Here is a 13,632-nt window from a genome sequence, read left to right on the forward strand (position 1 = left end):
CCAAGGAGTTGGAATCCTGATTTGTCTTCCTAAGACCGCTTGGCCTCCGACTTAGCGGCCGCGGCGCCCACGGCGCCGGGTCGCCGGGCGCCCCACGCCCCCGTACGGCACCCCGGTGCCCGACGCCGGGCCGCCGGCCCCGCGCGACGGCACCGGACCGCTGCCGCCCGCGCCCCCGGAGCCGCCCCCCGCCCCGCCGGGCGAGCCTCTGCCGGACGGGGCGGCCGCCCCGACCGCGGCCGTCCCGCTGCAGCCGCCGGGGGACCCGACGGCGTCACACACCGGTGAGGTCGCGCCCGCGCTCGAGCAGGAGGAGATCGCCGACGACCTGCCGGACGACCTGCTCCCCGACGACGGCGCCACCGCCGAGGGCTGGGCGCTGGTGCGCGCCGCGCAGGACGGCGACACCCACGCGTTCGGGCAGCTCTTCGACCGCTACCACGACACGGTCTTCCGCTTCGTGCTCTTCCGCCTCGGCGACCGCCCCGCCGCCGAGGACCTCACCCAGGAGACGTTCGTCCGCGCCTTCCGCCGGATCACGTCGGTGAGCTACCAGGGCCGCGACATCGGTGCGTGGTTCGTCACCATCGCCCGCAACCTCGTGCTCGACCACGTCAAGTCGAGCCGCTACCGCCTGGAGAGCTCGACGGCGGAGGTCTCGGACGTCGCGCCGAGCAGCATCCGGCCCAGCCCGGAGGCCGAGGTCATCGCCGGCGCGACCCACGCCGAGCTCCTGCGCTGCGTCGCCAAGCTGGGCGACGACCAGCAGGAGTGCATCGCGCTGCGCTTCCTCCAGGGCCTCTCCGTCGCCGAGACCGCGGAGATCATGGGCCGCAACGAGGGCGCCGTGAAGGCCCTGCAGCACCGGGCCGTGCGCCGCCTCGCTCAACTGTTGCCCGAGGGGCTGCGGTGAGTCACATCCGTGTGGTTCGAACCGCACACCGCATCGTCGTAACCGGTCGCCCGTCCGGTCGTTTTGCCCAGCGACGAGTACGGCGCGCACGCACGGTGACGCGCGGACGATGAGGACGGGCGGCATGTCGAGCGGGCACGACGAGGACGACGAGCGCTTCGCTCGCGTCTGGGACGAGCGGGACGCCACGGGGCGGCCTCCTCGACCCGATCGTGGTCGCGGCGACGACGAGCTGGCCCGCGACCTCGACATCGCCGCCGCCCTGCGCGCCGCCGGCCGCGCCACCCCGGGGCCCGACCCCGAGGCGAGCGCCCGCATGCGCGCCGCGGTGATGGCGGGCATCGGCGCGCCCCAGCAGGAGGGCACGACGGGCCGGACGCTCGGCACGCGCGTCCTCCGCACCCCGGACACCGGTCCGGCCGGCGGTCGGGGGGCCGGCCGGGCCGGCGCAGGACACGGCGCGCCTGGTACCCGTCCCGCCGCCGGCCGCCCGGCCGGGCGCGCCGCGTCGCGGCGGTCCGCCCGGCGGCTCACGCGCTCGATGGTCACCGGTGCCTGCGCGATCCTGCTGCTCGGCGCCCTCACCGTGCTGCTCAGCCGCGGCGCCCTGCCCGGCGAGATGCTCTACGGCATCAAGCGGGCCTCGGAGAGCGCCGAGATCGGGCTCACCAGCGGCCAGGAGGCCAAGGGCCTCAAGCACCTCGAGTTCGCCTCCACCCGCCTGGAGGAGGTCTCCGACCTCATCGGCCGCCAGGGCACCACGGCCGCCGGCCCCGGGCCGGTCGCGGCCGGGCTGGGCCCGGACCAGGCCGCCCTCGTGCTGGAGAACCTGCGCTCGTTCGACGAGCAGGCCCGCACCGGTTCGCGGCTGATCCTCCCGCTGTCCGCCCAGCCGTCCGGGCCCTCGCCCGCACAGCTGCAGGAGTGGGCGCGGGCGCAGTCGGCCCGCCTCGACACCCTGAGTCCGTCGCTCGACGGCGACGGGCGCGCTGCCGCCGCGAGCTCGCAGGAGATGCTGCAGCGCCTCGACCGCCGCGCCGGGGCCTACGGCGGGCCGCGGCCCTGCGCGACCGGCAGCGCCTCCGACGACCTCGGCCCGCTGCCCTCCACCGGCTGCGCCGGCGACTCCGGGCGCTCGTCGGCCGACACCGACAGCACCCTGACCGCCGGCACGCAGACGTCGACGAGCACCACCACGACGACCACCACGACGACGACCCGGACCAGCACCGAGGAGTCGTCGAGCCGCAGCCGGGACACCGACGCGAGCGACTCGTCCAGCAGCTCCCGCGAGGAGCGGACCTCGACGCCCGCCCCGGTGAACGTGCCGCTGCCGGTGCCGCTGCTGCCGCAGGTCGACCTGCCGCCGCTGCTGCCGGGCCTGCCCGGCCTCAGCCTCGGCGGCTGACCCGACACCCGTCCGGCCGGCGGGCTCCGACCGCCCGCGGCGCCGCGCCCGGTCGGGGGTCGCGTCTAGGGTGGACGAGCACCGCCGGAGGGGTCCCCGTCCGCCCCGCCGGGTGACCTCGAGAAGGACGGACGCGACGGGAGGCCCGGCGGTGGGACGACGGCGCGAGCGCCGGATGCAGGCGGAGCGCGACGCGGCGCGACGTGCGGGCGAGGCGTCCGCCGAGGCCGCGCTGCGCGACCCCGCCCTGGGCATGCCCACCGCGTCCGAGCTGCTCGAGACCGTTCCGGACAGTGCGGGCACGGCGGAGCACGAGGGCGCCCCGGACGGCGCGCTCGACGGCCAGCCGGCGGGCGGCGCGCCCGCGGCGGCGGCCGCCGCGGCCGTCGCCCCGGACGTCCGCGAGTCCCCGCCGTCGTCGCGCGTGCCGCCGGACCTGACGGCCGCCGCGTTCTTCGACGTCGACAACACCATGATGATGGGCGCGTCGATCTTCCACTTCGCCCGCGGGCTCGCGGCGCGCAACTTCTTCTCGGGCTCAGACCTGCGCGGCTTCGTCTGGCAGCAGCTCAAGTTCCGCCTCGGCGGCGAGGGCTCGCCCGACGACGTCCGCGCCCACCGCGAGCAGGCGCTGTCGTTCGTGGCCGGCCAGTCGGTCGCCGAGCTGGTCGAGCTGGGCGAGGAAATCTACGACGAGCTCATGGCCGACCGGATCTGGGAGGGCACGCGCGCGCTCGCGCAGATGCACCTCGACGCCGGGCAGCGGGTCTGGCTGGTCACCGCCACGCCGCTGGAGCTCGCGCGCATCATCGCCCGCCGCCTGGGGCTCACCGGCGCTCTGGGCACCGTGGCCGAGAGCCGCGACGGCGTCTACACCGGGCGACTGGTCGGCGAGCTGCTGCACGGCCCGGCCAAGGCACACGCGGTGCGGGCGCTCGCCGCCCGCGAGGGGCTCGACCTGCGGCGCTGCGCCGCCTACTCCGACTCGGTCAACGACGTGCCGATGCTCTCGGTCGTCGGGACGGCCGTGGCCGTCAACCCGGACTCCGACCTGCGCCAGCTCGCCCGCGAGCGCGGCTGGGAGATCCGCGACTTCCGCTCGGGGCGCAAGGCCGCCAAGATCGGCGTGCCGTCGGTGCTCGGTGCCGGCGCGGTGGCCGGGGCCGTCGTCGCCGGCGCGGCCTACCGCCGGCGCTCGACCGCCTCGCGGCTGGCCGAGCGCCTGGTCGGCTAGCTTCTCAGCCCAGGAAGGCGTTCCGCCGGCCCGCGAGCAGGCGGTAGAGCGTCTGCTGGATGTTCTCCCGCACCTGGTCGGTCAGGTTGAACACCAGCATCGGGTCGTCCGCGGCACCGGCCTCGTAGGTGTCGGTGGGGATCGGCTCGCCGAACTCGATGTACCACTTCGACGGCAGCGGCACGAGACCGAGCGGGCCGAGCAGCGGCCAGGTGGGCGTCACCGGGAAGTACGGGACGCCGAGCAGGCGCGCGAGCGGCCCGATGTCCGCGATCTTGGGGTAGGTCTCCTCGGCCCCGACGATCGAGCACGGGATGATCGGGACGCGCGAGCGCAGGGCGGCCGAGACGAAGCCACCGCGCCCGAAGCGCTGCAGCTTGTAGCGGTCGGCGAAGTCCTTGCCGATGCCCTTGAACCCCTCCGGCCAGACGCCGACCAGCTCGCCCGCGCCCAGCAGGGCCTCGGCGTCGGCGTTGCAGGCCAGGGTGTGCCCGGCCTTGCGCGCGGCGGCACCGACGCCGGGCAGCCCGAACACGAGGTCGGCGGCGAGCATGCGCAGGTAGCGCGGCACCGGCAGGTCGTCGTGCACGGCCACCGTGGTCATGAGGGCGTCGAGGGGCAGGGTGCCGGAGTGGTTGGCCACCAGCAGCGCGCCGCCCGAGAGCGGCACGTTCTCGGTGCCGATGGTCTCGACGCGGAACCACTTCTCGTAGAGCGGGCGCAGCAGTGGCATCACCACGTGCTCGGTGAGGTCGCGGTCGAACCCGAAGTCGTCGACCGCGTAGCGGCCCGTCAGTCGGCGCTGCAGGAACTCCCCGACGTCGGCCACGCGCGCCTCGAGCTCCGTCGACGGGGCGCGCGCCGGGAGGGCGGCCACCTCGGCGCCCGGGCCCTGCCCGCCGTCGGCCACCAGGCCCTCCACGTCCTCGCCGGCCGTCCCGGACCCGCGCGCCGCCGCCGTGCGCTCCGCGAGCGAGCCCACGCCCGGACGGCTGGCCCGGCGCGGCGCCGGGCGGGGCCGCGGCGACCGGCGTCCGTCCTCGCTGCGCAGGGGGATCACCCGGGCCTCGGGCATGACGTCTCCTCTCGAGGACGCTGGGGGCGGGACGGGTCGTGCTGTGTTGTCGTGCTGTGGTGGTGGGGCGTCACGCGCCGGACGGCAGGGCGCGGGCCACGGTGAGCGCCGCGTCCGTCACCCGCCCGTACGTCGCCGGGTCGATCACCGGGCGCAGGCCGCGCCCGGCCACGAAGTCGTCGAAGGCCTGCACCGTGGTCCAGCGTGGCTGGAAACCGAACTCCGTGCGCAGCTTGGTGGTGTCCACCACCCGGCCGAAGTTGAGCAGGCGCAGCTGCTCGGGCGAGAAGTCGACCAGCCGGGCCCGCCGGGTGAACCGGCCGATCAGCGGCACGGCCGGCTGCGGGATCGGCAGCGAGACGCGCCCGGCGCGGCGGATCGCCTGGGAGAGCATGAGCACCCCGTCGGCGCCGACGTTGAACACGCCCGGCAGATCCTGGGCCGCCGCCCGCTCGAGCACCGCGACCGCGTCCTCCTCGTGCAGCAGCTGCACCCGCGCGTCGTACCCGAGCACCACGGGCACCACCGGCAGCGAGAAGTAGCGCACGAACGACGTGTCGATCCGCGGCCCGATGAGGTTGACGAAGCGCAGGGTCGTCACCGGGATGTCGGGCCGGCGGCGCGAGAAGCTGCGGACGTAGCCCTCGATCTCCACCGCGTCCTTGGCGTACCCGCCGGGCGGGATGGCCTTCGGCTCGGTGGTCTCGGTGAACGTCGCGGGATCGCGCGGGCTCGCGCCGTACACCGCCGACGTCGACTTGACCACCAGCCGCCGCACCGTGTCCGACCGCTGGCACGCCGCGAGCAGCTGCATCGTCCCGATGACGTTCATCTCCATCATCATCGAGCGGCCGCCGGACGCGCCGGGGTTGCCCGAGAGGGAGGCGTGGACGACCGTGTCGACCTTCGCCGTGGAGATGACCTTGCCGATCAGGGGGTTGCGGATGTCGACGCGCACGAACTCGGCGCGCCCCATCCGCCGCCGCATCTCCCGCGACGGCGGCGTGGTGTCGACGCCGAGGACCCGCTCGATCGAGGGGTCGGCGGCCAGCCGCGCCGCGAGGTGGCCGCCCAGGAAGCGGCTGACCCCGGTGACGAGGACGACGGACGGCGCCTCGGACATGCCTGGCACTCCCTGACTGCTGCGGTCTGCTGCTCCGGGCTCTACTTACCGAGCTTGCGACGCTGCACGCGGGTCTTGCGCAGGAGCTTACGGTGCTTCTTCTTCGACATCCGCTTGCGACGCTTCTTGATGACCGAACCCATAGGGCGAACCTCTCGTGCTGCACGGGGGAACAACGGGTGGCGACCGTCCGGTCGCAGACACACCACCGTACCGGTCGCCGTGTGGGCGACCGGTCGGCAGGCAGGGCGCAGCGGAGCGGAGCCGCCCCCGCTGCGCCGTGGACTAGCCGGCGTCGAAGTACGAGCCCCGCAGGTACTCGTGCACCGCGTCCTCGGGGACGCGGAAACTGCGGCCGACCCGGACCGCGGGCAGCTCTCCGTTGTGGACGAGGCGGTAGACGGTCATCTTCGACACGCGCATGGCGGCGGCCACCTCGGCCACCGTCAGGAACTGCACCCGCGCGAGGTTGTCGCCGTCGGTCCTCCGCGCCCCGGAGCCCGTCGGGTTGTTGGGCATGGGAATCACGCCTTTCGAGCACAGGCCGTGCCGCCGGGCTTCCCCTCCCGACGGGCCGACACGCCGTGCTGTGCGGGTGAGGGTAGCGGGACGCGTGTGACGTCTGGTTCGAATCCACCCGCCCGTGCGGTCACCGAGCGCCCGGACGCGTCAAGCGTCCACGCCGGGACGCCGGAACACGATCTCGTCACGACGAACGGCGCGATCCGCCCGCCCGCCGCGTGGCTACTCGCCGCGACCGAGCGCGGCGGAACGGTCACGCGCAGCGGTCACGGCGCGGGCCAGGGCGGCACGCAGGCCGTCCGACTCCAGCACCCCCAGCGCGGCCGCGGTCGTGCCGCCCGGCGAGGTGACGGCCTCGCGCAGCAGCCCCGGGTGCGGCGCCGCGCCCTCGCGGCCGTCGCTGCCGGGCGTGGTGAGCAGCCCGCCGGCGCCCTCGACGGTGGTGGTGACGAGCTCGGTGGCCACCGGGCGCGGCAGGCCGAGCGCGACACCGGCGTCGATCATCGCCTCGGCGAGCAGGAAGACGTAGGCGGGCCCGGAGCCCGAGAGCGCCGTCGCGAGGTCCTGCTGGGACTCCGGCACCCGCACCGTGCGGCCGACGGCGGCGAGCAGCGTCTCGGTGACGGTGAGCTCGGCGTCCCCGGCCGCGGTGCCCGGCGAGAGCACGCACATCGCGCGGCCCACGAGCATCGGGGTGTTCGGCATGACGCGCACCACCGCGGTGTCCGCGGGCAGGCGGGACTCGAGCGTCGCCGTGGTGACGCCCGCCGCGAGCGACACCACCGTCGGCCGGTCCTGTCCCGGCGCGCGCCCGGCGAGCACGTCGCGGACCTGCCCCAGCGCGTCGGGCACCTGGCCGGGCTTCACGGCCACGACCAGCACGTCCGCCCGCCGCGCGGCCTCGGGCGCGTCCACCGCGGCCACGCCGTACCGCTCGCCCAGCTCGGCCGCCCGCGCCGCGACGGGCTCGACCACGAGCAGGTCGCCCGGCGCGTGCCCGGCGGCCACCAGCCCGCCCAGCAGCGCCTCACCGATCTTCCCGCCGCCGACGACGGCCACCGTCTGTCCCACGGCGGCGATCCTCCCGCAGCTAGCGCACCGGGGAGCGCGGCAGGTCGGTGCCCAGGTGCAGGCGGGCGAACAGCAGCGACTCGGCGAGGGCGTCGAGGCGCTCGTTGCGCGACCGCGCCCGCCGGGTGCTGATCTCGACGACCACCGTGCCCGCGAAGCCCGACGCCCCGAGCCGCCGGCACACCTCCGCCGTCGGCTGCGTGCCGTGGCCGGGCACGAGGTGCTCGTCGCGCTCGAGCCCGGTGCCGTCGGCGAGGTGCAGGTGCACGAGCCGCTCGCCCATGCGGTCGAGCAGGGCGAGGGCGTCGTCACCCGCGGTCGCGGTGTGGGAGAGGTCGAGCGTGTACCAACGGGCGCCGGGCCGTGTGGGGTCGTGGCCGGGGGTGTAGCTCGACCACCGCAGCCGCCCGCGGCGCAGCGGGAACATGTTCTCCATCGCGATGCGCACGCCGTGGGCGCGCTCCAGCTCGTCGACCTGCCGGGCGAGCCCGAGGGCGTAGCGACGCTGCCAGCGGAACGGCGGGTGCAGCACCACCGTCGGCGCGCCCAGGCTGGCGGCGAGGACCGCGCTGCGGCGCAGGCGCTCGGCCGGGTCCGGCGTCCAGACGCGCTGGGTGATGGCCAGGCAGGGGGCGTGCACCGCCAGCACCGGCATCCCGGTGCGCTCCGACGCCCGCGCCACCGAGGCGAGGTGCTGGCTGTCCGGGTCGGTCCACACCATGAGCTCGACGCCGTCGTAGCCGAGCTCGGCGGCCACCTCGAACGCCGAGTCCATGGGCTCGGGGAACACCGACGCCGTGGACATCGCGACCGGCGGGCCCCCGTGCGGGGCGGGGCGGGACGTCACGGATCAGCGGCTCAGCAGCACGATCGCGGCCGGGGACACCGTGACCACCAGCCCGACGACCACGGCGAGCACGGTCGTCTGCAGGTCGTCGGAGCGGCGCAGGGCCCGCACCCCGAAGACGAGACCGGTGGTGGCGACGGCCGCGAGGACGAGGGCGACGACGGGCTGCTCCTGCCACAGGTAGGAGAAGACGGTCCACAGCACCGCGCCGAGCAGGGCGCCGACCACGAGCTGGGCGATCATGACGATCCAGTCGCGGGCGGACCCGCCGCGCGGCTCGGGGTCGTCGTACTCGTCGTCGTCGAGGTCGTCCACCGGTGCGCGTCGCGGCGCCCGGCCCAGGCCGGCGGGAGCGTCGCCCCGGTCGGGGTCGTCGTCCCGGTCGTCCCGGTCGTCGTCGACGTCCTCCTCGTGGAGGTCGTCGAGGTCGTCGAGGTCGTCGTCCTCGTCGAGGTCCGGGCGCGCGAGCGACGAGGCCGCGGTGGGCGGGCCACCCCGGTCGTCGCGTGGGGCCGGCGGTGCGGGACGGGCGGCCGGGCTCGCCGCGGTCGCCGGGTTGGCGTCGCCGACCGGTGCGGCCGGGACGCCGGGGCCCCCGCCCACGCCGTTCGGGATCGGGGTGATGCGGGTGGGCTGCGGGCCGCCCGGCGGGGGCCCGGCGGGCCGCACCGGGGGCGCCCCGTAGGCCTGGGTGCCTGTCATCGGCGGGGGCTGCTGCTGGGGGGCCTGCTGGGGTGGGGGCTGCTGGATCGGCATCGGGGGCGGCGGGGCCGGCCGGGACGGCGGGGCCGGCGGCGGGCCTGGCACGTTCCAGGAGTACCCGCCGCTGTCCGGACCGGGTCCGTACGCGGAGCCGTATCCCCGGTCGTCGTAGCCCCGGCCGTCGTAGCCGCGCGCGTCGTAGCGGTCGTACCCGCGGTCGCCGTAGCCCGTGTCGTACCCGCCGGTGTCGTAGCCGGTGTCGTAACCCCCGGAGCGCGGGCCCGGATCGGCGTAGCTGCGCGGCCCGCCGGTGTCGTACCCGTCGTCGTAGCCCGTGTCGTACCCGGTGTCGTACCCGCCGGTGTCGTACCCGCCCGACCGGCCGCCGTCGTACGCCGGGGGCTCCGGCTCCGGGGCCGCCGCGGGCTCCGGGGAGCGACGGCTGCGCGGCTGCGCGGACTCCGCGCTGTACGCGGCCAGGAGCTCGGCCACGCTGCGCTGGGTGCCCGGTCGGGGCCCGTCGTCCCTGTTCACGCCACTACCGTGCCTGGTGCAGTGTCGGTCGTCCAGTCGCCAGGGGGCCGTCGACCGACGCCAGTCCACCGGTCGGCTGCACCTGGTCGAGACGGCCGAGGATGATCCCCTCGCGCAGTGCCCAGGGGCACACCTCGACCTCCTCGAGGCCCAGCGCGGTCATCGCCTCGTGGGCCACGATCGCGCCCGCGACGAGCTGGTGGCTGCGGCTGGCGGAGACGCCCTCGAGCTCGGCGAGGTCGGTCGAGCTCATGCGCGAGATGAACGCCACGACCTGGCGCAGCCCCGCCGCGGTGAGCCGCCGCCGGACCCGCGGGCCGGCGCTGCGCGGCGCCGCGCCGGTGAGCCGGGCCAGCGAGCGGAACGTCTTCGAGGTGACGACCGCGCGGTCCGGCGGGCCCTCGCCCAGCAGGGTGCTCGCCGCGGGGGCGAGCACCTCGTGGGCGTAGTCGCCGAGCGACTTGGTCTCGCGGCGCTGCGGCGGGTCGGTGGTGAACCAGTCGCGCGTGAGCCGGCCGGCGCCGAGCGGCACGGAGATCGCGTGCACCGGGGCCTCGTCGCGCCCGACCGCCATCTCCAGCGAGCCGCCGCCGATGTCGAGCACCATGAGGTGCCCCGCGGACCAGCCCAGCCAGCGGCGCACCGCGAGGAACGTCAGCGCCGCCTCGTCGGGCCCCGAGAGCACCTGCAGGTCGACCCCGGCCTCGTCGCGGACGCGCTCGAGCACCGCCGGCGAGTTCGACGCGTCGCGCACCGCGGACGTCGCGAACGCCAGGAGGTCCTCGCACCCGAGGTCGAGGGCCTGGCGGCGGGCGTCGGCCGTCGCGGCCACGAGCGCGTCGGCGCCCGCGTCCTCGAGCCGGCCGTCGCGGACGTGCTCGGCGAGGCGCAGGGCCGTCTTGGTGGAGTGCGTCGGCGTCGGGTGGCCGCCGCGCTGGGCGTCGACCACCAGCAGGTGGACGGTGTTGGAACCGACGTCGAGGACCCCGAGCCGCACGACGCGCAGTCTAACGGTGCTCCCGGCGCTGCCGGATCAGGCGTCGAGCTTGTAACCCAGCCCGCGCACGGTGACGAGGTGGCGCGGCGCCGACGGCTCGGGCTCGAGCTTGGCCCGCAGCCGCTTGACGTGGACGTCGAGGGTCTTGGTGTCGCCGACGTAGTCGGCACCCCAGACGCGGTCGATGAGCTGCGCGCGGGTGAGGACGCGGCCGACGTTGCGCATGAGGTACTCGAGGAGGTCGAACTCCTTGAGCGGCAGCGGCACCTCGGTGCTGCTCCCGTCGGCCTCGACGGTGACGACGTGCCGGTCGACGTCCATCCGGATCGGCCCGGCCTCGAGGACCTGCCGCTCGCCGCCGGCCGCGGACGGGGTGCCGTCGCCCTCGCCGTCGGCGCCGCGGCGCAGCACGGCGCGGACGCGCGCGATGAGCTCGCGGGCCGAGTAGGGCTTGGTGACGTAGTCGTCGGCGCCGAGCTCGAGCCCGACCACCTTGTCGATCTCCGCGTCCCGGGCGGTGACCATGATCACCGGCACCGACGAGCGCTGCCGCAGCGCCTTGCAGACGTCGGTGCCGCTCATGCCGGGCAGCATGAGGTCGAGCAGGACGATGTCGGCGCCGTGGCGCTCGAAGTCGTCGAGGGCGGCGGCGCCGGTGCCGGCGACCGCGGTCTCGAAGCCCTCCTTGCGCAGCAGGTAGGCCAGGGGGTCGGCGAAGGACTCCTCGTCCTCGACGATGAGCACGCGGGTCACGCTGTACCTCCGTGGGCGGACGGGTCCGGGGCGGAGCCCGCCGGGGTGAGGGCCGCGGGACGGGCCAGGTCGGTGTCGAGGTCGTCGAGGTCGGCGTCGGCGGGCGCGGCCGGGACCCGCAGGGTGAACGTCGACCCCACCCCGACCTGGCTCCACAGCCGCACCTCGCCGCCGTGGTTGGCGGCGACGTGCTTGACGATCGCCAGCCCGAGGCCGGTGCCGCCGGTGGCGCGCGAGCGGGCGGGGTCGACCCGGAAGAAGCGCTCGAAGACGCGCTGCTGGTGCTCGGGGGCGATGCCGATGCCGCGGTCGGTCACCGAGATCTCGATCCGGTCGCCCTGGCGGCGCCGGCGCACCGACACCGGCGAGCCGTCCGGGGAGTAGGCCAGGGCGTTCTCGAGCAGGTTGGCCAGCGCGGTGACCAGCAGCGTGCGGTCCCCGGCGACCTCGAGTCCGCTGGGCGCGTCGAGCAGGAAGCGGCCGCGCGGGTCCTCGCCGGCGTCGTCGCCCCCGGCGCTCGCCGCCGCCTCCGCCGGCACCCGCACCCGCTGGAGCGCCTCGGCCAGCACCTCGTCGACGTCGACGGTGACGAGCTCGGGCAGCTTGTCGGCACCCTGCAGGCGCGAGAGCGCGATGAGCTCGGTGACCAGCGCGCCGAGGCGGTGGGACTCGTTGAGGATCCGCGTGGCGAAGTGGGCGACCTCGTCGGGGTCGTCGGCGTCCAGCACGGCCTCGGCCAGCACGGCGAGCGCGCCCACCGGCGTCTTGAGCTCGTGGCCGACGTTGGCGACGAAGTCGCGGCGGACCGCCTCGAGGCGCACGGCGGCGGAGGTGTCGGTGGCGTCGACGACGACGAAGCCGTCCCCCAGCGACCGGACCTGCGCGACGATCGTCTGCGGCGTCGAGCCCGGGGGGTACGACGTGGGCGAGAGGTCGACCTCCCCCGGCTCGCCCCCGACGGCCACCCGCTCGGCCGCGGCCGCCAGCCGCGGGTCGGGCCGCCCGTCGACGACGGCGCCGAGGGCCTCGGCCCGCTCGTTGGAGAGCACGACGTCGCCGAAACGGTTGACCACGGCGATGCCGGACTGCGAGCGGCGCACGAGCCGCGCGAGGAGCTCGGCGACCGTCGGCCCGCGGGAGCGCTCACCGTGGTGCTCGTCGCGCTTCCAGCGCACCGCGGCGGCCCCGGCCACGGCACCGAGCGCCGCGGCCAGCAGGGCCACGACGACGGTCACCAGCACCGGGGCGGTCACGTCTCCCGATGGTAGGGCCGTCACCGGCGCCGACGCGGCCTCGGCGTGAGCAGTACAACGCCTTCGTGAGACAGGGTTGGCCTGCTGTTCGACCGCCGTTAACCCAGGTCTACCGGCCCTGGTTCGCGACGGCGGCGATCGCGTCCTGGGCGGCGTCGGGGTCGAGGTAGGTCCCGCCGGGGTTGGTGGGGCGCAGGTCGCCGTCGCCGGTGTTCTCGAGGTCGTAGCGCAGCGGGATGCCGGTGGGGATGTTGAGGCCGGCGATCGTCTCGTCGTCGACGCCGTCGAGGTGCTTGACCACCGCCCGCAGCGAGTTGCCGTGGGCGGCGACGAGCACCGTGTGCCCGGAGCGCAGGTCCGGCACCACCGACGCCTGCCAGTAGGGCAGCAGGCGCTCCAGGACGTCGGCGAGGCACTCGGTGCGCGGCAGCGCGTCGCCGAGGTCGGCGTAGCGCGGGTCGCCGGTCTGCGCGTACTCGTCGTCGGGGTCGATCGGCGGGGGCGGCGTGTCGTAGGAGCGCCGCCAGATCTGGAACTGCTCCTCCCCGTACTCCTCCATCGTCTGCTTCTTGTCCTTGCCCTGGAGCGCGCCGTAGTGCCGCTCGTTGAGCCGCCAGTCGCGGCGCACCGGGATCCAGTGCCGGTCGCAGACGTCGAGGGCGAGGTTCGCCGTGCTGATCGCACGGCGCAGCAGCGACGTGTGCAGGACGTCCGGGAGGAGACCGGCGTCGGCGAGCAGCTCGCCGCCGCGGCGCGCCTCGGCCTCGCCCTTCGCCGACAGCGCCACGTCCACCCAGCCGGTGAACAGGTTCTTCTCGTTCCAGTCACTCTGGCCGTGGCGCAGCAGCACGAGCGTGCCGACGGTTCCCTCCGGGTTCATGGCCTGCAGACCCTGCCGCACCGTGCCGGTCGCGTCACGCCGGCGGGGGTGACCGCGCGCGTGAGATGGCGCTCGGCGGGGTACGGCCTTGCGCGTCGGAGCAGGCTGGCTGCCGACCCACACACCCGACCGACGCCCGCACCCCACGCGGGCCCCGGGTCAACGACGACGGAGGTCCCGACGTGGACGACGACGACATCACCACCAGCGGCAGCGGCGGGCACGGCCCCGCCGACGGCGGCGCGAGCGGCCAGCGAAGTCGGAGGGCCAAGCGGTCTTAGGAAGACAAATCAGGATTCCAACTCCTTGGCTCACAGAAC

14 protein-coding genes are annotated in these 13,632 nt (G+C 75.6%); 3 read left to right on the forward strand and 11 right to left on the reverse strand.

Going from position 1 to position 13,632, the window contains the following annotated elements:
• Positions 1-316 precede the first annotated feature (316 nt).
• The 3 genes from ABD994_RS30215 (at position 317) to ABD994_RS30225 (ending at position 3,555) form a co-directional block, all read left to right on the forward strand.
• On the forward strand, positions 317-913 hold the full coding sequence (locus tag ABD994_RS30215) for a sigma-70 family RNA polymerase sigma factor (protein WP_345425094.1): 597 nt from the start codon (positions 317-319) through the stop codon (positions 911-913).
• Positions 914-1,037: 124 nt separating this feature from the next.
• Entirely contained in the window at positions 1,038-2,321 is a 1,284-nt protein-coding gene (locus tag ABD994_RS30220) for a DUF5667 domain-containing protein (protein ID WP_345425064.1), read from the forward strand.
• 253 nt (positions 2,322-2,574) lie between these two features.
• Positions 2,575-3,555 (forward strand): HAD family hydrolase, encoded by a 981-nt coding sequence (locus ABD994_RS30225; RefSeq protein ID WP_345425097.1) that lies wholly within the window; start codon positions 2,575-2,577, stop codon positions 3,553-3,555.
• A gap of 4 nt (positions 3,556-3,559) precedes the next feature.
• On the opposite strand, the gene ABD994_RS30230 is transcribed toward ABD994_RS30225, so the two are convergent.
• The 11 genes from ABD994_RS30230 to ABD994_RS30280 all read right to left on the reverse strand — a co-directional run bounded on the left by ABD994_RS30230 (position 3,560) and on the right by ABD994_RS30280 (position 13,312).
• On the reverse strand, positions 3,560-4,630 hold the full coding sequence (locus ABD994_RS30230) for a lysophospholipid acyltransferase family protein (protein ID WP_345425067.1): 1,071 nt from the start codon (positions 4,628-4,630) through the stop codon (positions 3,560-3,562).
• Between the two features lie 70 nt (positions 4,631-4,700).
• Positions 4,701-5,753 carry an NAD-dependent epimerase/dehydratase family protein gene (locus tag ABD994_RS30235; protein WP_345425070.1) on the reverse strand — a complete coding sequence of 351 codons (1,053 nt, stop codon included), beginning with the start codon at positions 5,751-5,753 and terminating at the stop codon, positions 4,701-4,703.
• 41 nt (positions 5,754-5,794) lie between these two features.
• Positions 5,795-5,896 carry a 30S ribosomal protein bS22 gene (locus ABD994_RS30240; protein WP_010241351.1) on the reverse strand — a complete coding sequence of 34 codons (102 nt, stop codon included), beginning with the start codon at positions 5,894-5,896 and terminating at the stop codon, positions 5,795-5,797.
• A 142-nt stretch (positions 5,897-6,038) separates the two neighbouring features.
• A complete protein-coding gene (locus tag ABD994_RS30245; RefSeq protein ID WP_345425073.1) occupies positions 6,039-6,272 on the reverse strand; it encodes a helix-turn-helix domain-containing protein in 234 nt (77 codons plus the stop codon).
• A 225-nt stretch (positions 6,273-6,497) separates the two neighbouring features.
• Positions 6,498-7,346: a pyrroline-5-carboxylate reductase gene (gene proC / locus ABD994_RS30250; RefSeq protein WP_345425076.1), complete on the reverse strand. Its 849-nt coding sequence runs from the start codon at positions 7,344-7,346 to the stop codon at positions 6,498-6,500.
• Positions 7,347-7,365: 19 nt separating this feature from the next.
• Entirely contained in the window at positions 7,366-8,151 is a 786-nt protein-coding gene (locus ABD994_RS30255) for a sugar phosphate isomerase/epimerase family protein (protein ID WP_345425100.1), read from the reverse strand.
• Positions 8,152-8,196: 45 nt separating this feature from the next.
• Positions 8,197-9,429 carry a hypothetical protein gene (locus ABD994_RS30260; RefSeq protein WP_345425079.1) on the reverse strand — a complete coding sequence of 411 codons (1,233 nt, stop codon included), beginning with the start codon at positions 9,427-9,429 and terminating at the stop codon, positions 8,197-8,199.
• Between the two features lie 4 nt (positions 9,430-9,433).
• The gene (locus ABD994_RS30265) at positions 9,434-10,426 is read right to left on the reverse strand and encodes a Ppx/GppA family phosphatase (protein WP_345425082.1); all 993 of its coding nucleotides are present in this window, start codon (positions 10,424-10,426) and stop codon (positions 9,434-9,436) included.
• A gap of 36 nt (positions 10,427-10,462) precedes the next feature.
• Positions 10,463-11,179: a response regulator gene (locus ABD994_RS30270; protein ID WP_345425085.1), complete on the reverse strand. Its 717-nt coding sequence runs from the start codon at positions 11,177-11,179 to the stop codon at positions 10,463-10,465.
• Positions 11,176-12,432: a sensor histidine kinase gene (locus ABD994_RS30275; protein WP_345425088.1), complete on the reverse strand. Its 1,257-nt coding sequence runs from the start codon at positions 12,430-12,432 to the stop codon at positions 11,176-11,178. The genes ABD994_RS30270 and ABD994_RS30275 overlap by 4 nt, the downstream gene beginning before the upstream one ends.
• 109 nt (positions 12,433-12,541) lie before the next feature.
• Entirely contained in the window at positions 12,542-13,312 is a 771-nt protein-coding gene (locus ABD994_RS30280) for a phosphoglyceromutase (RefSeq protein ID WP_345425091.1), read from the reverse strand.
• Positions 13,313-13,632 lie beyond the last annotated feature (320 nt).

Source organism: Actinomycetospora chlora, assembly GCF_039542135.1.
GTDB lineage: Bacteria > Actinomycetota > Actinomycetes > Mycobacteriales > Pseudonocardiaceae > Actinomycetospora > Actinomycetospora chlora.